The sequence below is a fragment of the Bradyrhizobium sp. T-1 genome, from assembly GCF_053592855.1.
In genome coordinates this window covers 4704199-4727385 of record NZ_CM132115.1, presented here as the reverse complement: position 1 = coordinate 4727385, position 23187 = coordinate 4704199, and the positions used below count along the sequence as shown (strand labels likewise).

Annotated in this window: 16 protein-coding genes; 7 read left to right on the top strand and 9 right to left on the bottom strand. The window is 64.0% G+C overall.

All coding sequences use genetic code 11. The features are described 5' to 3' along the window. From ACWAT4_RS22990 to ACWAT4_RS22980, 3 genes are all read left to right on the top strand, one after another. Positions 1-561, top strand: a complete 561-nt coding sequence (locus ACWAT4_RS22990; protein ID WP_449728133.1) for an isochorismatase family protein — start codon at positions 1-3, stop codon at positions 559-561. Between the two features lie 35 nt (positions 562-596). After that, positions 597-764 (top strand): hypothetical protein, encoded by a 168-nt coding sequence (locus ACWAT4_RS22985; protein ID WP_212428289.1) that lies wholly within the window; start codon positions 597-599, stop codon positions 762-764. 157 nt (positions 765-921) lie between these two features. Continuing rightward, a complete protein-coding gene (locus tag ACWAT4_RS22980) occupies positions 922-2304 on the top strand; it encodes an aspartate aminotransferase family protein (RefSeq protein WP_449728132.1) in 1383 nt (460 codons plus the stop codon). Between the two features lie 155 nt (positions 2305-2459). On the opposite strand, the gene rnd is transcribed toward ACWAT4_RS22980, so the two are convergent. The 5 genes from rnd to ACWAT4_RS22955 all read right to left on the bottom strand — a co-directional run bounded on the left by rnd (position 2460) and on the right by ACWAT4_RS22955 (position 8053). After that, complete coding sequence (gene rnd, locus ACWAT4_RS22975; protein WP_449728131.1) at positions 2460-3629, bottom strand: ribonuclease D; 1170 nt, start codon at positions 3627-3629, stop codon at positions 2460-2462. A gap of 411 nt (positions 3630-4040) precedes the next feature. Further along, positions 4041-5372, bottom strand: coding sequence for an ABC transporter substrate-binding protein (locus tag ACWAT4_RS22970; protein ID WP_449728130.1), 1332 nt, complete (start codon positions 5370-5372; stop codon positions 4041-4043). Positions 5373-5383: 11 nt separating this feature from the next. Next, a complete protein-coding gene (locus ACWAT4_RS22965; protein WP_212299462.1) occupies positions 5384-6253 on the bottom strand; it encodes a carbohydrate ABC transporter permease in 870 nt (289 codons plus the stop codon). Next, positions 6250-7200, bottom strand: coding sequence for a carbohydrate ABC transporter permease (locus ACWAT4_RS22960; protein WP_449728129.1), 951 nt, complete (start codon positions 7198-7200; stop codon positions 6250-6252). Before ACWAT4_RS22960 ends, ACWAT4_RS22965 begins: the two co-directional genes overlap by 4 nt. A 1-nt stretch (position 7201) precedes the next feature. Continuing rightward, complete coding sequence (locus tag ACWAT4_RS22955) at positions 7202-8053, bottom strand: phosphodiesterase (RefSeq protein ID WP_449728128.1); 852 nt, start codon at positions 8051-8053, stop codon at positions 7202-7204. A 764-nt stretch (positions 8054-8817) separates the two neighbouring features. On the opposite strand from ACWAT4_RS22955, the gene ACWAT4_RS22950 reads away from it, so the two are divergent. After that, positions 8818-12594, top strand: coding sequence for an autotransporter outer membrane beta-barrel domain-containing protein (locus ACWAT4_RS22950; protein WP_449728127.1), 3777 nt, complete (start codon positions 8818-8820; stop codon positions 12592-12594). Positions 12595-12613: 19 nt separating this feature from the next. Here the strand turns inward: ACWAT4_RS22950 and ACWAT4_RS22945 are convergent, their stop codons facing one another. Beyond that, entirely contained in the window at positions 12614-14086 is a 1473-nt protein-coding gene (locus ACWAT4_RS22945; RefSeq protein ID WP_449728126.1) for a protein adenylyltransferase SelO, read from the bottom strand. A 208-nt stretch (positions 14087-14294) separates the two neighbouring features. On the opposite strand from ACWAT4_RS22945, the gene aspS reads away from it, so the two are divergent. Then, the gene (aspS, locus tag ACWAT4_RS22940; protein ID WP_212299469.1) at positions 14295-16067 is read left to right on the top strand and encodes an aspartate--tRNA ligase; all 1773 of its coding nucleotides are present in this window, start codon (positions 14295-14297) and stop codon (positions 16065-16067) included. Positions 16068-16216: 149 nt separating this feature from the next. On the opposite strand, the gene ACWAT4_RS22935 is transcribed toward aspS, so the two are convergent. Then, positions 16217-18187 (bottom strand): hypothetical protein, encoded by a 1971-nt coding sequence (locus ACWAT4_RS22935; protein WP_449728125.1) that lies wholly within the window; start codon positions 18185-18187, stop codon positions 16217-16219. A 245-nt stretch (positions 18188-18432) separates the two neighbouring features. Here ACWAT4_RS22935 and ACWAT4_RS22930 point away from each other — a divergent pair, with 245 nt between their 5' ends. Beyond that, positions 18433-20742: an NADP-dependent malic enzyme gene (locus ACWAT4_RS22930; RefSeq protein ID WP_212299473.1), complete on the top strand. Its 2310-nt coding sequence runs from the start codon at positions 18433-18435 to the stop codon at positions 20740-20742. 282 nt (positions 20743-21024) lie between these two features. Further along, on the top strand, positions 21025-21477 hold the full coding sequence (locus ACWAT4_RS22925; protein WP_212443669.1) for a DoxX family protein: 453 nt from the start codon (positions 21025-21027) through the stop codon (positions 21475-21477). A gap of 3 nt (positions 21478-21480) precedes the next feature. On the opposite strand, the gene ACWAT4_RS22920 is transcribed toward ACWAT4_RS22925, so the two are convergent. Both ACWAT4_RS22920 and ACWAT4_RS22915 read right to left on the bottom strand, forming a co-directional pair. Further along, positions 21481-22032, bottom strand: a complete 552-nt coding sequence (locus ACWAT4_RS22920) for a dihydrofolate reductase (RefSeq protein WP_449728124.1) — start codon at positions 22030-22032, stop codon at positions 21481-21483. A gap of 7 nt (positions 22033-22039) precedes the next feature. Further along, complete coding sequence (locus ACWAT4_RS22915) at positions 22040-23056, bottom strand: polysaccharide deacetylase family protein (RefSeq protein WP_449731247.1); 1017 nt, start codon at positions 23054-23056, stop codon at positions 22040-22042. Positions 23057-23187: the final 131 nt, after the last annotated feature.

Genomic DNA, 23187 nt, shown 5'->3' with positions numbered 1-23187 from the left:
ATGCCGATCTCCCACGAGGATCCGCTGGTTCTGGTCTGTGCGGATCTCCAGGTCGAATACCTGACCCAGGGGGACCGCCACGTCATTCTCGATGCCGACGCTTCGATCGTCCGCTGCCTGGAGCTGCTGACGCTGTGGCGCAGCAAGCTCCTGCCGGTGATGCATTTGAAGCGCATTGCGCAACCGGCGTGGTTCAATCCGTCATCCAGGCTGACCGATTGGATCGCGCAGGCGCGTCCCTGGCCGGGTGAGATGACGTTCGAGCATCCGCTGCCCTCGGCGTACAGCTCGTCGCGTTTCGTGGAACACATGTCCAGCATTCGCAATGTGCGCTGCGTGGTAGCAGGTGTTTCCCTCGACGAGACCATCCTGGCCACTGTCGTGGAGGGATTTCACCGCAGCCATCGCTACCAGGTGGTCGCCGATGCCGTGGCCTGCGGGCAGACGGGAACGAGCGAGGCGGCTGTCTACAAACAGTCGGTAGTGAATGTGATCGGCAACTTTGCTACATTCCAGTCCAGCGCCGAACTGATTAGAACCAGTGGCGCCATCGCGATCTGAGAGAGACGCGATCGGCGGATGGATGGGGTGGGACATTGTCTCGGGAGGACGAGCTGAGGGAGCTGGCGAGCGATCTGTCGCGTGCCGTCGAGGCGGCGCGCCGGGTCGGTCTGCCCACGACCGTCTATCTGCTGTCGATGGCGCTGGTCGAGGTGAGGGAAGCCGCGGCCGACAATGATGGGAACGACGACAGCGCTGCTTGAGCACCGACTTGTGTGCGGCTTTGTGCATCGCTGCTGAGCGCTTGCTGCTGACGAATTGGCGTTGCAAGTTCCGTCCCGCCGCAATAGCCAAGTAACTGATGGTCGAGCGATGGCGTTGGCCGTGCCGACGACGTGATGACTTAAGGGATCCCTGCAAATGTCCATGCTGCCCAATTCGCAAGAAGCCCGGGATGTGGCCTATCAGCTCCACGCCTACACCAATGCGCGCGCCCATCAGCAGGCAGGTCCCCTGGTGATCGAGCGCGGCGAGGGGCCCTACGTGTTCGATGCGTCGGGCAAGCGCTATTTCGAGGCGATGGCTGGCTTGTGGAGCGTCGGGCTCGGTTTCAACGAGAAGCGGCTGGTCGAAGCGGCGTACAAGCAGATGCAGGCGCTGCCGTTCTATCACACGTTCTCGGCCAAATCGCACGGGCCTTCGATCGATCTCGCCGAGAAGCTGGTGGCGCTTGCGCCGGTGCCGATGAGCAAGGTGTTCTTCACCAACTCGGGTTCGGAAGCGAACGATACGGTCCTGAAACTGATCGCCTATCGATCGAATTCGCTCGGCCAGCCGCAGCGCAAGAAGATCATCAGCCGCATGCGCGCTTATCACGGCGTCACCATCGCCTCGGCGAGTCTCACGGGCCTGCCGAACAATCACCGCTCGTTCGACCTGCCGCTGCCGAACATCCTGCACACGGGCTCGCCGCATTTCTACAAGGACGGCGCCCCCGGCGAGAGCGAGGAAGCCTTTGCGACGCGCCGGGCCGAGGAGCTCGATGCGCTGATCCAGAAGGAGGGACCGGACACCATCGCGGCCTTTTTCGGCGAGCCGGTGATGGGGGCGGGCGGCGTCGTCGTGCCGCCGGCGACCTATTGGGACAAGATCCAGGCGGTGTTGAAGAAGTACGACATCCTGCTGGTCGCCGACGAAGTGATCTGCGGTTTCGGCCGCACCGGCAAGATGTTCGGCTGTGAGACCTACGGCATCAAACCCGATGCGATCGTGGTCTCCAAGCAGATCACCTCGAGCTATTTCCCGCTGTCAGCCATCATCATGAACGATCGCATGTTCGAGCCAATCGCGGATGAGAGCAACAAGATCGGCGTGCTTGGCCACGGCTTCACCGCCGGCGGTCATCCGGTCGGCTCGGCGATTGCACTGGAAAACCTCAAGATCATCGAGGAGCGCGGCCTGGTCGCGCATGCCGCCGAGCTCGGCGGCTACATGCAGGGCAAGCTGCGCGAGCTTACCAGCCACCCGTTGGTCGGCGAAGTCCGCGGCGTCGGCATGATCGCAGCGATCGAGCTCGTGCTCGACAAGGGCCGCAAGACGGCAGCCGCGACGCCCGGAGCCGTCGGCGGCATGGCGAGCCGCATGCTGCAGGAGCGCGGCGTGATCTCGCGCAACATGCTCGACGCCATCGCCATCTGTCCGCCATTGATTACCACCAAGGCCCAGATCGATGAGCTGGTGGCGGCGATCACCGGCGTGCTGAATGACATGAAGCCGGAAGTCGCGAAGCTACCGCAGGCGTAGAGTCTCTTCCGTCCGGGCGTTCGATCTTTCACCGTCACACTGAGGTGCTCGCCTCTTCGGCGAGCCTCGAAGGGCGACGGCCCGACTGGCCGTAGCGGACGGCGCTCATCCTTCGAGGCTCCGCGCGCGGTGCTTCGCACCGCACGCCTCGCACCTCAGGATGAAGGTTTAACCGCCTCTACTCGCTGAACCCCGATCACGCGGCCCTTCTCGATCGCCAGCGCGAGCTCGCCGCGCTTCAGCTTCAGCGCGTTGTCGCCGAACAGCTCGCGGCGCCAGCCGCGCAGCGCCGGCACGTCGGCCTCGTCGTCAGCTGCGATCTCCTCGAGGTCATCGACGGTCGCGATCACCTTGCTCGCGACCGCATGGCGTTCGGCCGTCATGCGCAACAGCACCTTCAACAGCTCGACGGTCGCGGCGCCATTGGAATTGTTGCGCGGCTTTTCCAGCTTCGGCAGGGTGGAGAAATCCCGCGCCAGCCCGCGCTCGACCGCTGCGACGATGTCCGCGCCCCATTTGGACTTCTCAAAACCCTTTGGTACCGAGCGCAGATGGGCGAGCTTTTCCAGCGTGTTCGGCGCGTGGGTGGCGATGTCGCTGATGGCCTCGTCGCGCAGCACACGGCCGCGAGGCACGTCGCGGCTCTGCGCTTCCTGCTCGCGCCAGGCAGCGACCTCCATTAACACGGCAAGGTCCTTCGGCTTGCGCACGCGCGTCTTCAACCGCTCCCAGGCACGCTCGGGGTGGAAGTCGTAGGTCTTGGGCGAGGTCAGGACCTCCATCTCGATGGAGACCCATTCGCTGCGCCGGCGCTTCTTGAGGTCGGCGTCGAGCGTGGCGAAGACGTCGCGCAAGTGCGTGACGTCGGACACCGCGTAGTGCATCTGCTCCTTGGTCAGCGGCCGGCGCGACCAGTCGGTAAAGCGGTGGGTCTTGTCCGGGCGATGGCCGGCGACCTTCTCGACCAGCGCATCGTATGCGATACTGTCGCCATAGCCGAGCACCATGGCCGCGACCTGGGTGTCGAACACGGGATGCGGGATGATGTTGGCCTGGTGCCAGATGATTTCGATGTCCTGGCGGGCGGCGTGAAACACCTTCAGCACGCCCTCGTTGGCCATCAGTTCGAAGAACGGCTTGAGGTCGATGCCCTCGGCCAGGGTGTCGATGACGATCGCTTCCTCGGCGCTGGCCATCTGCACCACGCACAACAGCGGGTAATAGGTGGTCTCGCGCAGGAACTCGGTATCGACGGTAATGACGGGGTGCTTGGCCAGCCGGCTGCAGGCAGCCGCGAGGTCAGCGGTGGTGGTAATCAAATCCATGAACGGCCCATGACACTTGGTATCAGCCGTTCTGCCGAAAGCGCTGTGATGTCAAGGGGCTCTAAGCGAATTCGAGCCTTGCATTGGGGCCGGAATCGATTTTTCCGACGAAATTCCTACTCGTAGCGGACCCGGTGCGAGGATTTGCGGGCGCAAGGCAGCGCCACAACGACCAGGCACATGCCAACCAGCGCCAACCCCAGGAACTCGAAAACCAGCAAATCCACGGCGGAAATCTCCAGAAACACCGTTAGATTTGTCGGCTGTGCGTTGAGGGTCTGTTAATTCAAATGGTTACCGGCGGCGCCGGCAGCCGGATGGTGGACGGGGGGTTAATGGCGGTAACCGTCCAAAACGAATTCGGCGCCCCGCATGGCGGAGCGCCGTGTTCGTCTGCCGTTGCTCTTGCCTCTACGGCAGCTTCAGGGAGGTCTCGGCGTTGAACGGCTTGAGCGTCTCGTCGGCGGCCTTCTGGGCGGCGACGAGGGCTTCCTTCGGCTGCTTCTTGCCGTTGAGGACCAGCATCACCTCGTCCTCGAGGTTCTTGCGCACTGGCACGGTCTTGTAGGTCGCGAACCACGGCTTTGCGACGTCGAGCTGCTCGACGGCGGTCTTGGCGTCCGGGTTCTTGTTGAGGAAGTCGACCATGTCGGGCGTCTTGTAGGCGGCCATGTTGGGCGCGAAGTAACCCGTAGCGCGGCTCCACCAGGCGCTCTTCTCGGGCGAGGTCATCCACTTGATCAGTGTCCAGGCGGCCTTCTGCTTGTCGGCCTCCACGCCCGCCGGAATGATCAGCGAGGCGCCGCCGATCGGCACGGCGTTGCGGACGTTGCGCGGGATGAAGGCGACCTTGTAGTTGAACTTGGCGTTCTCGCGCACATAGGTCAGCGAGCCCGTCGACAGCATCATCATCGCGGCATTGCCGGAGATGAAGGAGGTGCTGACGGCAGGACCGGGCGTGGCGCCGGGCGGGTGGACCTTGTGCTTGCTCACGAGGTCGCTCCACCAGGTCAGCGCGCCGAGCATCGAGGGCGTGTCGTAATAGACCTCGCCGCCGAACTCCTCATTATAATAGCGCCCGCCGTTGCTCATGGTGAGCGTTTCCATCATCCAGCCGCAATAGTCATAGGCGCAGGGGATCGCGATGCCCCATTGGGTGACCTTGTCGCCCTCGCGCTTGGTCAGCTTCTTGGCCCAGTCGGTGAGCTCGGCCCAGGTCTGCGGCGGCTTGCTCGGATCGAGGCCGGCTTCCTTGGCCTTGTCGGCGTTGATGTAGAGCAGCGGCGTCGAATTGTGGAAGGGCACGCCGTAGATCGAGCGGTTGATCACCGCGTTGCCCTGCAGCGCCGGGAAGAACTGGCCGAGGAACTGGTCCTTGGTGCTGCCGTCGGCGGCGATGAGGCTGTCGAGATTGGTGAGCTCGTTCTCGATCTGCATGTCGAGCAGGAAGTTGGCCGACATGATCACGGCCGCTGGCGGCTTGCCGGCCTTGATCGAGGCGCGCGTCTTGATCAGCGTGTCATCATAGGAGCCGGTGTAGACCGCGGTCGCCTTGATACCGGGATGACCGTCATTGAACTCCTTGATCAGCGTGCCCATGTCGCGGGCGAGCTTGCCGTCGACAGGGACAGGAAAGAATAGGTCGATCTCGGTCGGACCCTCGGCCATTGCCGGGACGGTGAGGGCGGCTGCCATAGAGCCTGCCATGGCGAGGCCAAGCATGAGCCTGCGGGAGAACAGCATCGAAAAATCTCCTATTTGATGCCTGAGGTGACGAAAGAGCTGATGAAACGCTTCTGGAAGATCAGGAAGGTGATGAGCAGCGGTGCGATCACCATCAGCGTGCCGGCGGCGATGGTGCCCCAGGCCTGCGTGCCCTCGGCGGTCTTGGTGAAGACGGAGAGCCCGACCGTGAGCGGCCGCTTGTCCGGCGAATTGATCACCATCAGCGGCCACAGGAAGTCGTTCCAGTGGCTGGTGACCGAGATGATCGCAAACGCCGAGAAGCTCGGCAGCGACAGCGGCACGTAGATGTGGCGAATACGCTGGATCAGGCTGGCGCCGTCGATCAGCGCCGCGTCCTCCAGCTCGGTCGGAATCGCCTCGAAGGCCTGGCGCATCAGGAAGGTGCCGAAGGCCGACGCGAAGAACGGCATCATCACGCCGGCGAGCGTGTCATAGAGGCCGAGTTGTGCCACCAGACTCAAGTTCGGCACGATCAGCAGCACCGGCACCAGCATCAGCTGCATCAGGAACAGGTAGAAGATCAGCGTCTTGCCGGCGAAGTCGAGCCGCGCAAAGGCGAAGCCCGCCAGCGTGATCGTGACGAACTGCACCAGAAGGATGCCGGTGCAGATGATGGTGGTGTTGAGCAGGTAGCGCGGGAAATCGCCGATCTCCCAGGCGTCCCTGATATTGTCGAGCGTCGGCTTCAGGCTCGGCATCAGCTCGGCCATCAGGTTGATGCCGTCGGAGGCCGGGCGCAGGGTCGCCACGCCCATCCACAGGAACGGTATGAGCCAGGCGAGCGCGAGCAGCACGGTCAGCGCGAAGCCGAGCTTCGGGGTGATCTCGTTGCGAGTGGCGAGCGGGGCGTCCCCGCAGATCCGGTCGATCAGCTTCATGGCCCGCCCTCGCGGTTCGCCATCGTGCGGAACGAGAGCGCGGTGAGGCCCATCAGGGCGGCGAGGGTCAGAAGCGTTGCGGCCGAGGCCTTGCCGACATCAAAATGCTCGACGGCCTGCTGATAGATGTAGAACAGCACGAGATTGGTCGCGTTGGACGGGCCACCCTGGGTCAGGACGAAGACGTGATCGACCTGCGTCACCGCGTTCAGCGTGGCGATCACGATGACGAACAGGAAGGTTGGCTTGAGCTCCGGCAGGATGATGTAGCGCAGCCGCATGAAGGGACCGGCGCCGTCGAGGTGCGCCGCTTCCATCACGTCCTCGGGCACGGCCTGGAGGCCGGCGAGGAAGAACAGCATGTAGTAGCCGGCGTTCTTCCAGATCGTGATGATCATGATGGCATAGAGCGCGATGTCGGGGTCGCCGAGCCAGTTCGGCAGCACCGGCAAGAGCCGGCCGATGTAGTAATCGAGCAGGCCGACATTGGGCAGGAAGATGAACAGGAATAGCGCGGAGGCCGCGACCATCGGGATCAGCACCGGCAGGAATAGCGCAGCCCGCAGCGCGCTGGTCACCGCATTGGTGCGCGCCAGCGCCAGCGCGAACAGCAGCGCGAGGCCGATGCTCGGGATCGCCGTGCCGACGGCGTAGACGAGGTTGTTGACGACGGCGCCGGTGAAGGCCGAATCCGCCAGCACGGCGCTGATATTGTCGAGGCCGACGAAGCGCAGCGGCGCCTTCGGCGTGGCGCGCTGATAGAGCGCGTCGATGAGCACGCGTCCCATCGCACCATAGGTGAACAGCGCGAGGAAGATCAGCGAGGGCAGCAGCAGCAGATAGGCCGGCAACGAAGCTTTGAAGCGCGTGGTGAACCGCCTCGCGATGTGCAGGCGCGGCGGCGCCGGCGCCGCGACCGGGAGAGCCGCGGGTTCAGCGAGGCTCATGTCACCGCGCCGGGAAATTGAGCGCATAGTCGCGGCCGTCCACTGCTGCAGGTGGATCGAACGGGAAGCGCAGGCTGGTGTCGAGGAAGTCGTGGCTGTGCACGACGAGGTTCTCGTCGTCGATCAGCACCACGCCATAGGCCGGCGGCTCGTGGCTCGCCAGATGATCGGTGGCGGCGGGGTTGAGCTCGAACCAGACCTGGTGATTGGTGCCGCGCAGCGTCGAGAACGGGATCTTGCCGAAGCTGCCGAAGATCGGCCGGTGCACATGTCCGAAGAACAGGTGACGGATGCGCGCGCGATAGGGTGCGATGACCTCGGCAAACTCTGCGCTCTGCTTCAACGCAATCTCGTCCATCGCGTGGACGCCGACCGGGAAGGGCGGATGATGCATGAACACGACGAACGGCTGGTCTGCGGGCGCGGCCGCGAGCGTCTTCGCCAGCCAGTCGAAGCGCCTGGCGCACATCTCGCCGGCGTGGCTGGTCTCGTCCAGCGTGTCGAGGAAAACGAACAGGCCGTGTTCGGTGGTGCGCGTGCCCTGCACGAAGCCATTGGGATCGCGCGGCGCAGCCTTCAGGCCGTCGAGGCAGGCCACGCGCTTGTCGTGATTGCCGACCATGGCAATGTAGGGGATCTTCAGCGCAGCCATCGCTTCAGCGAAATTGGCGTAGGAGTCGGGCTCACCCCAGTGAGTGAGATCGCCGGTCACGACCGCGAACGCCGCGTCGGACTGATGCTGGTTGATGTCGGCGATGGCCGCGTCGAGGCGGGCGCGCGGGTCGAGGCCATAGAGCTGCTGGCCCGGGTCCGCAAGATGCGTGTCGGTGAGGTGGATGAATTTGAAGGGCATAGCGTGTGTCGGTCTTCCAGGGAGGACGGTCGCCTCCGGCAAGACGGCCCGCCAGCCGGTTAGAGTGACAGTGTTTCAGTTTGATGACAGTGGTCGCCGATCCGGCAAATTGTCGGGCGGAAGAGCAGACGGGGTCAACGGGGTCATCTCGCGGTGCGGTAGTCGCCCGATGGCACAAAAAACATCGAAAACAACCCCATGCACAGTAGCCTGTGGTTGCCGGACAACAGGCGCCGTTCGACGTCCGTTGACACGTCGGGCAAAACAGCGGCATGATGGCAAAATCGGAAAATCCGCAGATCGGCGAGCTCCATGAACGGCGCGCGTTCGTCGCGTAGCGCGACGTCTGTTCTGCCGTTTACACCCGGGCGCCCAAACGGTGCTGGCCGGCTCGGGCCGCAGGCTTCGTCGGCTCGCGGCCAACGCTGGTTTGACCGCGACGCTGCAACCTCATGTTGCGGTTGAGACACAGTTGGACACGATTCGATCATCCGTTGAACCGGGCGGAACCCACACCCATGGCTCGCCCGCCAGGAACCGGCTACGCAGTGACCGTTTGAAATAACTGACAATAAAGCGCGTCGGGCGGCGCTGTGGAATTTGGAATGATCGGGGCAGGTTTTGCGAGGCCCGCACGTCGGGCCGTTGCGTTCATTGAGTCGTTTCAGCCGGCGCGTGCAGGTGCAGTCGAAAGCGTCCGGGCGGTGCGAACAGGGAGCCGGAGCGCCGGTCGAGCAACCAGGATAGGCCTGCTCGCTCTCGCGTTGGCGAGCACGAGCCTGTCGAGTGTCAGGGCGCAAATTTGGGGTAACGTCGGCTCGACCACGGCGACGAGCGACTACAATCTCGACACCAACTGGAGCAATCCGCCGGCCGGCGCACCGCCGGTCAACGCGGGTCAGACCGCGATTTTTACTTTGACAGGCAGCGCGACCGTGTCTGTCACGGCCGGTCCGATCACGCCGGACTCCTGGACCTTCACCACCAGCTCGCAGAACTACACGATCAGCGGCCAGGCCGTGAACTTCAACGGCGCCGGGCCGAACCTCGTCAACAACGCGTTTTTCGGCCAGACGATCTCCATCTCAAACAACATGACTGGTACCTCGATCTCGCAAACGGGGTTCAGCACGCTGACATTGTCAGGGACCAACACGTTTACCAGCACCAGTGTCACCGACGGCACGCTGGTCAATGGCGGCAGCTTGACCACTGCTGTCGCCAACAGCGCTGTTTTTCGCAACAACGGGACTTTGACCGGCGCCGTCAGCAACACAGGGACCCTCAACAACAATGGGGGCACGATTTCTGGAGCCGTCACGCAGAGCGCAGGAACGACCACCAACAGCGGCTCTATTAATGGTGGAGCCATTCTGATCGGCGGTACGCTCACAACCACCGGCACGATCCAGACCCAACTGAACAGCACAGATTCCATCGTGAATGTGCAGGGCACGGTTGGCGCCGTTTTCAACTTGGGTACCAGTGTGCTCAATGTGACGGGCGCGCTAACGACAAACAACACTTGGCTCAACTCCGGTACCGCGCAGCTAATGGTGTCAGGCGGCGATTTGACCGGTCTGCACTCGGACCTCAACAACTACTCGACTTCGGCGAACGCCGTGGTGGTATCGGCGACACGGACATTGAGCCTAGCGTCCATCGCTAACAACGCCGGGACCTTCACCAACAACGGCACGGTCACGACTACACCCAGCGGGACGTTCAACGACGCTCTATTTATCAACTCCGGAACGATGAACTCCGCGGTGGGAAACTCCGGCACCTATATGCAGAGAGCGGGTTCAACCAATGGAGGCATTTCTAACACCGGTACGGTAAATGCCAGCGGTGGGGCTCTGAACGGTGCGAACAGCAACTACGCAGCCGGAACGTTCTCCATCACTGGCAACGTGACGGCCAACAGCACATTCGCAAACAATGGCACGGGACATCTTCTCGTTTCCGGCGGCGATTTCACGGGCCTGACTGCGCTCACGAACAATTCGACCTCAGCCAGTGCCATCCAGATATCAGTGAACCGTACACTTGGTGCGACCAGCATCGCCAATTATGTGGGTACGTTCACAAACAACGGAACGGTCACGACGACCGCCGGGATCATGAATGCCGCTGGCGCGACGTTCAACAGCACGGGCACGGTCAACGGTGGGCTCACGAATTACGGTACGGTGAATGCCGGCGGCACCATCAATGGTGGTATCGCCAATCAGACCGGCGGCAATTTTACGGTCACGGGCAACTTGCTTTCCAACGGCGCGGTAACGGCCGGCGACCTTGCGTATTTTATCGTATCTGGTGGCGACATCACGGGCATCAGCACGTTCACCAACAACGCAGGCAGCATGATCTACAGTACGCAGATCGGTGCCGGGCGGACGCTGACTGCTGCCAACGTCGTGAATAACGGCATTATGATCGTTTATGGAACCGTGAACGCGACGAATAGCTTCGCCAATGCGGTCGGTGCCAACATCGTGGTCGATACCACAGGCAGGATCAACGGATCGATTGATGCCGCCGGCGGATACATCCAGCTCTACGGCGCGATCAACGGAAACGTCACGCTCTTGAGCAATCTCGCCACTATGAACAGCTATGGGGGCAGTGTCTCGGGGCGCGTAGACCTTGCATCCATCGGAGCGCGAGTCTATTCGACGTCGGGTGGCGCGACCTACGGATCGCTAGCTGGAGTGGCGTTCACCCAGGTCGATGTCGGCGGTTTCACGCTGATGGTCGGCAGCGACAACTCAGATTCGACTTTCGCCGGCTCAATTACCGGAACCGGCAACTTCGTGAAGACCGGCTCCGGAACGATGTCATTGTCGGGCGACAGCGGCACATACGCCGGCACCACGACCGTCAACGACGGTACCCTCATGGTGAGCGGCTCGCTCGCCGCGTCAGCCATGACGGTCAACAACGGCGGGGCGCTCTGGGGTTCCGGCACCGTCGGCGCAACCCAGGTCAACGCCGGGGGCTTGCTCGCGCCCGGCAGCCTCACGCCGGGCACGTCGATGACGCTGACAAGTCTCGCGATGCAGTCCGGCGCGGCCTATCTCGTCTTGGTCGATCCAACGACCTCGACCTTTGCGAATGTGACCGGCAACGCATCGCTCGGCGGCGCCACGGTGGGGGCGAGTTTTGCTCCCGGCAGCTATATCGCGAAGCAATACACAATCCTCAAGGCAGGCAGCATCACGGGCGCGTTCGACCCCACTGTGCTCTCATTCGGCCTGCCGACAGGCTTTCATGTCAGCCTGAGTCAGGACACGCACAACGCCTATCTGAATCTCGCGCTGAACTTCGCACCGCCCTCGGGCAGTCTGAACGGCAATCAGCAGAGCGTCGGCAACGCGATCATCAACTTCTTCAACACGAACGGCACCATTCCGATTGCGTTCGGCGGCCTCGGGCCGGCCGGACTGGCGCAACTCTCCGGCGAGGTCGGCAGCGCGCCACAGCAGGCGACGTTCGGCGCGATGACCCAGTTCATGGGGGTGATGACGGATCCCTTCGTCGCCGGGCGTGACGATGCCGCAGGTCCGGGCGGCGCCTCCAACGCTTACGCCGAGGAGAGCATGGCTTATGCGGCGAGCGGCAAGGCCGGCGCGAGGAGCGAGCGCGACGCTTACGCGGCCGTCTACACCAAGGCGCCGGCTGCACCGTCGTTCGCGCAACGCTGGAGCGTATGGGCGGCGGGTTTTGGAGGTTCGCAGACGACTGACGGCAGCACCGCAGCCGGTTCGAACAACAGCACCAGCAGCCTCTACGGCACTGCCGTTGGCGCTGATTATCGCATCTCGCGCGACACGCTGGTCGGCTTCGCAGTCGCTGGCGGCGGCACCAACTTCACGGCCGCGAACAATCTGGGTGGCGGACGCTCCGACCTGTTCCAGGCCGGGGTGTATGTCCGACACATCGTCGGTCCCGCCTATATCTCCGGCGCGCTCGCTTATAGCTGGCAGGACGTCGTCACCGACCGCACCTTGACGGTGGCCGGGATCGATCGGCTGCGCGCCGAGTTCAATGCCAATGCTTATTCCGGCCGGCTCGAAGGCGGCTATCGTTTCGTGAGGCAGGGCGTCGGTCTCACGCCCTATGCCGCGGCGCAGTTCACCACGTTCGATCTGCCGGCCTATGCCGAGCACGTGATTGTCGGCAGTAACCAGTTCGCGCTGACCTACAATGCCAAGAGCGTCACGGATACGCGCAGCGAACTTGGCCTTCGCACCGACAAATCCTTTGCGGCGCCGGACGGCATCGTCACGCTGCGCGGGCGCGTCGCCTGGGCGCACGATTTCAATCCGGACCGTGGCATCGGGGCGACCTTCCAGACATTGCCCGGCGCGAGTTTCGTCGTGAACGGCGCGACCATGGCCGCCGACGCCGCGCTCGTGACCGGGGCGGTCGAGAAGAAATGGCTGAACGGCTGGTCGGCCGCGGGGACCCTGGAGGGCGAATTCTCCAACGTCACACGCTCCTACGCCGCCAAAGGCCTCGTGCGCTATGCGTGGTAGGTGTGCGCCGGCTCGCGCTTTACGTCCCGCAGAACGTCTGCAGCACCCGCTGGTCCGGCAGCGGTGGATCGGCATAGGCGGCATACGCCGGCTGGTCCTCGAACGGCTTCGCCAGCACCTTTACCAATTCCTCGAATGGCGCGTAGTCGTCGTCATTCACCGCGGCCTGGATCAAGGCCTCGACGCGGTGGTTGCGCGGGATGAAGGCCGGATTGACGGCATGCATCGCGGCTTGCCGTTCGGCTGCGGTTTGCGGCTCCATCGCGGTGCGCGCGCGCCAGCGTCCGGCCCATTCGTCGAAGGCTGCCGGCTCCATGAACTGCGCGCGCACGTCGGCGCCGTCATCGCCCGTGGCATCGCCGAGCTTGCGGAAGGTCAGGGTGAAGTCGGCCTGGTTTCTGGCCATGGCATCGAGCAGGTCCTGGATCAGGGCCTCGTCGCCGTCGCGCTCCGTGAACAGGCCGATCTTCTTGCGCAGGCCGGCCTGATAGGCCGCGCTGAACGTCTCGCTGAAGGCACCGAGAATGTCCTGCGCTTCGGCGACGGCCTTCTCCTGATCGTCGGAGAACAGCGGCAGCAGGCATTCGGCCAGCCGCGTCAGATTCCACAACGCAATGCGCGGCTGGTTGGCATAGGCGTACCGGCCCATCTCGTCGATCGACGAGAACACCTGCGAAGGGTTGTAGGCATCCATGAAGGCGCAGGGGCCGTAATCGATGGTCTCGCCGGAGATGGACGAGTTGTCGGTGTTCATCACGCCGTGGATGAAGCCGACCAGGAGCCAGCGCGCGATGAGCTCGGCCTGGCGCGCGACGACGGCAGCGAGCAGCGCGTGATAGGGGCGCTCGGCATGAAGCAGATCGGGATAGTGCCTGACGATGACGTGGTCGGCGAGCCTGCGGATCGCGTCGGTGTCGCGGCGCACGGCGAAGAATTGGAAGGTGCCGACCCGGATATGGCTCGAGGCGACGCGCGTCAGCACGGCACCGGGGAGTGCGGTCTCACGGATGACGTGCTCGCCGGTGACCACGGCCGCAAGCGAACGCGTGGTCGGAATGCCGAGCGCATACATGGCTTCGCTGACGATGTATTCGCGCAAAACGGGCCCGAGCGCAGCGCGGCCGTCGCCGCGGCGGGAGAACGGGGTGGGGCCACTTCCCTTGAGCTGGATGTCGCGGCGGACGCCGTCCCTGTCGATGACTTCACCGAGCAGGATGGCCCGTCCGTCGCCGAGCTGGGGCACGAAATGCCCGAACTGGTGGCCGGCATAGGCCATGGCGATCGGATCGGCGCCGGCGGGAACCGTCTTGCCGGCCAGGATCTCGGCACCTTCAGGGGCCTCCAGCAGGTCTGGATCGAGTCCGAGCTGGATCGCCAGCGGCCGGTTCAGCTTGATCAGCCGGGGGGCGGCGACAGGGGTCGGCGCGACGCGGGCAAAGAAGCTGTCCGGCAGCGCCGAATACGAGTTCTGGAAGGGGAAATGGACCGTCATGGCCTCAAGATAGGGCTGGAACGCCCGATGGCAAAGGCTAGGGGCCGGATCGGGCAAAAATGGGCACTTCCAGCCCAAATCAGGCCGTTCCATTGGTTGCCGCATCGGGTTGCTGCTTTGGGCCTCGTCGGGTAAACCCTGCCGCAACTTCGGACCGGCCGTGACAGGCCGTTCGATTCGATCCTCAGACATCATTTTTGGGACGACCATGCATCGCTACCGGTCACATACATGCGGCGCGCTCCGCGAGAGCAACATCGGCGAGACGGTCCGCCTGTCAGGCTGGGTCCATCGCGTCCGCGACCATGGCGGCGTGCTGTTCATCGACCTGCGCGACCATTACGGCCTGACCCAGTGCGTGGTCGACCCGGACTCACCGGCGTTCGCACTCGCCGAAAAGCTGCGTTCGGAATTCGTGGTGCGGATGGACGGCAAGGCTCGCCGCCGCCCCGAAGGCACCGACAATGACGACCTGCCGACCGGCAAGATCGAGATCTATGTCACCGAGATCGAGGTGCTGGGCCCGGCCGGCGACCTGCCGCTGCCCGTCTTCGGCGACCAGGAATATCCCGAAGACATTCGCCTGAAGTACCGCTTCCTCGATTTGCGTCGTGAGAAGCTGCACCAGAACATCATGACCCGCGTCGAGATCATCAAGTCGATGCGCCGGCGCATGGAGGGGCAGGGCTTCTTCGAGTTCAACACGCCGATCCTGACCGCGTCCTCGCCGGAAGGCGCGCGCGACTTCCTGGTGCCGTCACGCATCCATCCAGGCAAGTTCTACGCGCTGCCGCAGGCGCCGCAGCAGTACAAGCAGCTGCTGATGATGTCGGGCTTCGACCGCTACTTCCAGATCGCGCCCTGCTTCCGCGACGAGGACCCGCGGGCCGACCGTCTGCCGGGCGAGTTCTACCAGCTCGACGTCGAGATGAGCTTCGTCACGCAGGAAGACGTGTTCGCGGCGATGGAGCCCGTGATCACCGGCGTGTTCGAGGAGTTCGCCAAGGGCAAGCCGGTGAGCAAGAACTGGCGCCGGATTCCGTTCGCCGAAGCACTGCGCAAATACGGCAGCGACAAGCCGGACCTGCGCAACCCCATCGAGATGCAGGACGTCTCCGAGCACTTCCGCGGCTCCGGCTTCAAGGTGTTCGCGCGCATGCTTGAAGATCCCAAGAACCAGGTCTGGGCGATCCCCGCGACCGGCGGCGGCAGCCGTGCGTTCTGCGACCGCATGAATTCGTGGGCGCAGGGTGAGGGCCAGCCGGGCCTCGGCTACATCATGTGGCGCGAGGGCGGCGAGGGCGCAGGTCCGCTTGCAAACAACATCGGGCCTGAGCGCACCGCTGCGATCCGCGCGCAGATCGGCACCAAGGAAGGCGATGCCGCCTTCTTCGTCGCCGGCGATCCCGACAAGTTCTGGAAGTTTTCGGGGCTCGCCCGCAACAAGGTCGGCGAGGAATTGAACCTCACCGACAAGGAGCGGTTCGAGCTCGCCTGGATCGTCGACTTCCCGATGTACGAGTACAACGAGGACGACAAGAAGGTCGACTTCTCGCACAACCCGTTCTCGATGCCGCAGGGTGGTCTCGAGGCGCTCAGGGGCCAGGATCCGCTGACCATCAAGGCGTTCCAGTACGACATCACCTGCAACGGCTACGAGATCGCCTCGGGCGGCATCCGCAACCACGTGCCGGAAGCGATGGTGAAGGCGTTCGAGATCGCAGGCTACGGCGAGCAGGAAGTGGTCGACCGCTTCGGCGGCATGTACCGCGCCTTCCAGTACGGCGCCCCGCCGCATGGCGGCATGGCCGCTGGTGTCGACCGCATCGTGATGCTGCTGTGCGGCACCACGAATTTGCGCGAGATCTCGCTGTTCCCGATGAACCAGCAGGCCATGGACCTGCTGATGGGCGCACCCTCGGAAGCCACGACCAAGCAGCTCCGGGAGCTGCATGTGCGGGTGAACCTGCCGCAGAAGTGAGAGTCTTCTGCGCTGGGAACACGCCACGAATACGTCATGCCCGGGCTTGTCCCGGGCATCCACGTTTTTGGGGTGTTGCGGGAACGTGGATGGCCGGGACGAGCCCGGCCATGACGGCAGGTGAGGGCCTGCGGTCCCAACTCCGGCCCCTACAACCCCGTCGAGGCCTCGATCCTGAACTGGGCCAGCGCGCTCTGCGGGTCGGTCTGCAAGAGCTGCATCAATTGCATCAGCGGCGCCTTGGCGCGCGGCGAGAGCTTGATGGACAGCGTCTGGCCCGGCGTCTCGACAAAGCTTGCGATGGCGTCCACTGCTGCGCCCGCATCCGGATTGGCGGCCGCGATCTCCTCCCGGTGCACTCTGACGCTGTCCGCGAGTGCCTGACGCGCCGCGTCACGGCTCACATTCTTGCCGCGTGCGTACTGCGTCGCTGCGGCCTCGACGCCGCCATTGTCGCGCAGTGAAAACTCGAGCGCGCCGGCCTCAATCCGAGCCGCCTGGCCCATCAACTGGGCGGGATCGGACGAAAACACCTCGCGCGGCACATTCTCGAGCGTGACACGCAATTGCGCTTTTCCAATTCCTCCGATGTCGAGGGTTGCCGGCGTCAGAGCGAAGCCGTTGGAAGACTCAGTCCACGCCGCGCCGAGGTCGAGATCGATCGCGAGCTTGTCGATCCCGACCGCAAGTAACGGGAGTTGCTTCGGATCGGATGGATCGGTGGGCGTGACAAATTTGGCCACCACGTGCGCCTGGCTCGGGATCGAGCCGATCAACTGCCCCCAGTCCAGGCTCAGCGTGTCGATCGTGACGAGCTTCTTGGTGGTCTTGTAGGGTGCCGTCACGCCCTTGATTTCGGCGCCTGCGAGCACGCCGAACAGCCCGAGCATCTGATCGGGCGAGGGCGCCCGCCCCGGCGTGGCAAGGCCCGCCGTCCAGCGCATCAGGTTTGCCGCGCTGAACGACTTCAGCGCGAAGCGCTCCATCTTGAACTGCCCCTGCGGGGCCGGCGTATCGACGCCCTCGATTGCGAATTCACCCTCGCGGTATCTGATCGCATTGACCTTGCCGGTCCCTTGGGGCGTGCCGACCGAGATCTTGCTGACCTCGGCCTTGCCGATGCGGAGGCCTTCATAGAAGCCGGCAAGCTTCTCCATGATCTCGCGCGCCTGCGCCGGCGTCGGTGGGGCCGATTGATCCTGCGGCAGCGCGGCAAACAGCTCGGCCAGCCGGAATTTCGACGGCTGCACGTCAATGTCCTCCATCGCGAAGCCGTCGAAATCGACACGCATCCCCTGAGCTGATCTGAGCGCGTAGGGGCCCGCCGAGACCTGCCGGTAGACGCGATGATAGGTCTCGTCACTGCTGGTCTTTGGATCGAGCGCGTCGATGATCGCGGTCGCATCGAAATCATTGACGATGATGTTCGACAGTTCGCCGGTCAGCTTGTCCTGCTTGCCCTTCTGCTTCACGTCGATCGAGATGACGGCGCGGTCCGCCTTCATCGCATCGATCTTGCCGTGCTTCAGATTCTGAATCGCCAGCCCGGAATAGGTGACGTCGCCGCTACCGCCGGGACCGCTGCCCGAATCGAAGCTCAACGTCAGCGTCGGTGCCGCGAGCGAAGACGCCTTGACGCTCGCGTATTGACCGAGCACGTAGCGGTACAGTTCGATCAGGGAGCCGTCCGCCGGCGCCGCCCCGGTGTGCAGGGGGCCGGCATAGTCGCGCAGCGTAAGTTGCGGGACCTTGTAGGACGCCTTCACCCTGGCCGGACCGACCTGATCCAGCGCGATGTCGAGGCCGGTGATGTCGATGCTGTCGGCCGAAAACCTGGTGTCGTCGATCTGGCGAACGCCGGTGCCTTTGATGCCGGCGATCTTGACCTGCGCCTGCGGCTGGCTGCCAGGCGTGACCGCGATGTCGTCGATGGTCAGCGTCCGGCTCATCAGGTCGAACTTGACCTTGCCGTGGCTCGCCTTGCCGCTGCTGGCGCGGATCTGCTCGAAGGCTGCCTCGATCTCGGCGGTGGCACGATGTTTTGCGTAGAGGCTGAAGCCGAACCATCCGGCCGCGGCCAGCACCACGACTGCGATCAGGCCGATCAGGATCCGCTTCATTCCCAGCTCCAGTTGTTCGTTGCGCGCTGCGCAACCTGCCATATTCGGGAAAGCTGACAAGGTCCAGGGAAAGCTAGCGCTTTCAAATATTTGAGCATGCGTCCTGTTGATGGGAACGCAATCGGATGTTGCCACCGGGCCTTCGGCCGTGCTTCATCCCGTTTCCACGGCCCGGAAATACCATCCGCTTGGATGGCCGCTCCGGATGATGCATTTTGAGCCGGTAACGCGAGGCAAGAGACCGCATGTCGTCCTATTCTGATGATCTCCACCAGGCGGCGCTGGCCTATCACCGTCTGCCGCGCCCCGGAAAGCTCGAGATCCAGGCGAGCAAGCCGCTCGCCAACCAGCGCGACCTCGCGCTGGCCTATTCCCCGGGCGTTGCGGCCGCCTGCACCGAGATCGCCAAGAACCCGGCGGAAGCCGCGACCCTGACCACGCGCGCCAATCTGGTCGCCGTGGTCTCCAATGGCACCGCGGTGCTCGGCCTCGGCAATATCGGCCCGCTGGCCTCCAAGCCGGTGATGGAGGGCAAGGCCGTCCTGTTCAAGAAGTTCGCCGGCATCGACGTGTTCGACATCGAGATCGCCGCCGACACTATCGACCGCGTGGTCGAGACCGTGGCGGCGCTCGAGCCGACCTTCGGCGGCATCAACCTGGAAGACATCCGCGGACCGGAGTGCTTCGAGATCGAGGCGCGGCTGAAGGAGCGCATGAAGATCCCGGTCTTCCATGACGACCAGCACGGCACCGCCATCATCGTCGCCGCCGCCATCACCAATGGCCTCCGCCTGAACGGCAAGAAACTGTCGGACGTGAAGATCGTGGCATCGGGGGCAGGGGCCGCGGCGATCGCCACGCTCAATCTGCTGGTGTCGATGGGTGCGCAGCGCAAGAACATCTGGGTGTGCGACATCGACGGCCTCGTGCATGAGGGCCGCAACACCTCGATGGATCGCTGGAAGGCGGTCTATGCGCAGAAGACCGACAAGCGCACGCTCGGCGACGTCATCGGCGGCGCCGATATCTTCATCGGTCTGTCGGCCCCGGGCGTGCTCAAGCCCGAGATGGCCAAGGCGATGGGCGAGAAGCCTCTCATCATGGCGCTCGCCAATCCGACGCCGGAGATCATGCCGGAGGAGGCGCGCAAGGTGCGGCCCGACGCGATGATCTGCACCGGCCGGTCCGACTATCCGAACCAAGTCAACAACGTCCTCTGCTTCCCCTTCATCTTCCGCGGCGCGCTCGATGTCGGCGCCAGCGCCATCAACGAGGAGATGAAGCACGCCGCCGTCGAGGCCATCGCGCAGCTCGCGCGCGAGGCGCCGTCGGATGCCGTGGCGCAGGGTTTTGACACCGGCGAGGCGGGTGGCTTTGGTCCGGGCTCGCTCATTCCGAGCCCGTTCGATCCAAGGCTCATCCTGCGCGTGGCGCCTGCTGTTGCGAAGGCCGCGATGGAGTCGGGCGTCGCGACGCGTCCCATCACCAATTTCGACGAATATGCTGCGCTGCTCGAGCGCTTCGCCTTCCGCTCCGGCCTCGTCATGAAGCCGATGTTCGCCAAGGCCAAGACCCAGCCGGTGCGCGTGATCTACGCCGAAGGCGAGGACGAGCGCGTGTTGCGCGCCACGCAGGTGGTGCTGGAGGAAAAGCTGGCGACGCCGATCCTGGTCGGCCGTCCCTCGGTGGTCGAGGCGCGCATCAAGCGCTTCGGCCTGTCGATCAAGGCGGGCAAGGATTTCGATCTCGTCAATCCCGAGGACGATCCGCGTTACCGTTCCTACGTGCAATCCTATGTCGAGGTCGCCGGCCGCCGCGGCGTGACGCCGGATGCCGCCCGCACCGTGGTGCGCACCAACAACACGGTGATCGCGGCGCTCGCAGTGACGCGCGGGGAGGCGGACGCGATGCTCTGCGGCGTCGAGGGCCGCTACATGAGCCATCTGCGTCATGTCCGGGAGATCGTCGGCTTTTCGCCGGGGATCAGCGACTACGCTGCACTGGCTCTGCTGATCACCAGCAAGGGCGCGTTCTTCATCGCGGATACGCAGGTGCGCCCCAATCCGAGCGCGGAAGAGCTGGCCGAGATTGCCTCGCTCGCAGCGGTCCATGTCCAGCGCTTCAACATCAAGCCGAAGATCGCCTTCGTCTCGCATTCCGATTTCGGCAGTTACGACACCGACTCGTCGCGCAAGATGCGCCAGGCGACCCAGCTGCTGAGGGAGAAGCATCCGGAGATCGAGGCCGACGGCGAGATGCAGGGCGACACCGCGCTCTCCGCCGCTGCCCGAAAGATGGTGCTGCCGCACTCCAAGCTCGAGGGCGAGGCCAACATCATGATCATGCCGACGCTGGACACTGCCAATGTCGCCTATCAGATGATCAAGTCGCTGGCGGACGCGCTGCCCGTCGGTCCGATCCTGATCGGCCCGGCCCGGCCCGCCCACATCCTCACCCCCTCGGTGACCGCGCGCGGCATCCTCAACATGACGGCGGTCGCCGTGGTCGAGGCGCAGGAGCGTGCGGCGCGACAACAGCCGACGTTGTTCACGTAGCGGCGCCGTTCCGCGGATTCGTCATGGCCGGGCTTGAGACCCGGCCATCTACGACTTGCCTCGCGGCACAATGACCGTGGATGCCCAGGACAAGCCCCGGGCATGACACTGAGAGCGTAGCGGTCAAGTCTGTTCCGGACGGTTCGAGTCTGCGAGGAAGCGCCAAAGCGCATCGTCAATTTTGAATAACTCGCAGTTTTCCATTTCCCCGTTTGAAAAGCGCAAACGGACTCTCCATAATCCGCATGCGTCCCGTGCTTAGCGTTTTGCAAGAGGCCGACCATGCCAGCGTTCGTGACTTTCGGGCGAATCCTGTTCGCCGTGCTGTTCATCTACACGGGCGCAACCAAGCTCTTTGCCATCCAGGAGACCGCCGATTTCATCGCCGGCAAGCTCGTGGTGCCCGATGTGGTGGCGCCTTATGCCAAGCAGGTCGAGGCCGCGACCGCGATGACGACGCCGCAGCTTCTGGCGATCGCGGTCGGTGGGCTCGAGGTCGTTGCGGGTCTGATGATCGCGCTGAACTTCGGCGCGCGCTTCTTTGCGATGCTGATGGTCATTTACATCGCGGTCTCGACGGTCCTGTTCAACGATTTCTGGAATCAGACGGCGCCCGAGAATGCCAAGGTGGTGGTCGACGCGCTGAAGAACCTCGCGATCATCGGTGCGCTGTTTATGATCATGGGTTATGGCCGCGCCACGCGCTCGGCCGAGACGGCCTACGGCGACGTGTGAACGCTAGGCTCGCCGCCACGGCGTAACCGTCACATCGTGCGCGGCGTCGAGCATGTAAGGCGTGCCTGGCCTCATGCCGTGGGACGTCAGCACCTCGTGCGGCGTCTGCTTGGGCACTTCGACAAAACAGCCTTCGCCGCCGGGCAGCCGCACATGCGGGGCTTCCGACAGCCAGAACGTGTCGTAGCGGTCCATGAACATGTCGAAGACGATAGGGCCGCCGATCACGGCGACTCGTCCCGAGGCGACATCGGCAAAGGCACAGGCTTCCTCGAAGCTCGCATGTTCCGGATTCCACAGCGTCGCGTTCGGCATCTCCGGATCGACGGTGAGGGCCTTGATCTTGCGGGTCAGGATCAGCCGCTTGCGCTTGGGCGAGTTCGCCTGCTGCTCATATGAATTGCGGCCGTGCACGATCAGGGCAGCACGATCGAGCGCCTGCTCGAAGAACAGCTTGTCGCCTTCGAACTTCAGACTGTCGGGCATGACATGGCTGGCGTCGGCAAGCATGCCGTCCGCCGAGACGATGACGTAACCTTCGAAATGGAAAGACAAGCGACGGCTATTCGGAGACGGTCGTCACCACGGAATTGACCGGACGCGTGCTCACCGTCGGCAGCTTGACGTCCTTCATCAGCTCCTGGTCGTATTCTGGGAGCGAGGCCACTGGTGCCTTGGCGCGCATCGCCACCACCTTGTAGCCGCCGGCCTTGAGACGGTTCAGAAGCTCGGGCAGGGCTTCGGCCGTGTGCTTCTGGAAGTCGTGCATCAGGATGATGCCTTTGCCCTTCTTGTCGAGCCCCTTCATCACGGTCTCGATCACCTTCTCGGGCTTCGAGGCCTTGAAGTCGAAGGAGTCGATGTCGCAGGAGAAGATCGCGACGTTACGGTTGCCGAGATAGGTGACCATCTCCGGCGGATGCTGCAGCGCCGGGAAGCGGAAGAACGCCGCGGGCGAGATGCCGCCGAGCGCCCATTTCACGGCGCTGATGCCCTTCTCGATCTCTTCCTTGCGCTGCGCTTCGGTCAGCTTCTTGTTGTTGAGGTTGGCGTGCGACCAGGTGTGGGTACCGACGGTGTGACCAGCCGCGTAGACCTGCTTCAGGATCTCCGGCTCATAAGTGGCGTGCTTGCCGATCGAGAAGAAGATGCCGGTGGTGCACTGGTCGGCGAGCGCCTTCAGCACGGCAGGCGTGTTGTGCGGCCAGGGGCCGTCGTCGAAGGTCAGGACGACCTCCTTGTCGCGCAGGAAGTCGAGCTCCTTGAAGTGCTCGAAGCCGAAGCCGGGGCCGCCGGTGGTGTCGATCTCCACGGTGCGGGCAACGCCCAGCGCGTTCGGATTGTTGCAGGCGGCGCGCGCCGGCTGCGGGGCCTGTTGCGGCGGCGGCGGGAAGGCGGCGGCCTGCGACGCCGGCGCTGCGGCAGGAGCCGCTGCCGGTGCCGGAGCTGCGGCCGGGGCCGCCGTGGGGGCGGCCTGCGTGGCGGCTGCGGGTTTTGCAGCCGGGGTCTGCGACCATGCCGCGCCTGTCAGCGCAACAGACATCGCGCTTGCCAAAATCAGTCCTGCCGCCACACGCATGGTGTTGTCCTCGAGATTGATCCCGTTGTTCCGCCGTAGCTTTTCGCCTCCGGCAAAACCCATCCTGCCCCTGATCATCCTAGCCTAGATGGTGGCCCATCGCCATTGCAACGGCTGTTTGGCGCTTCGCC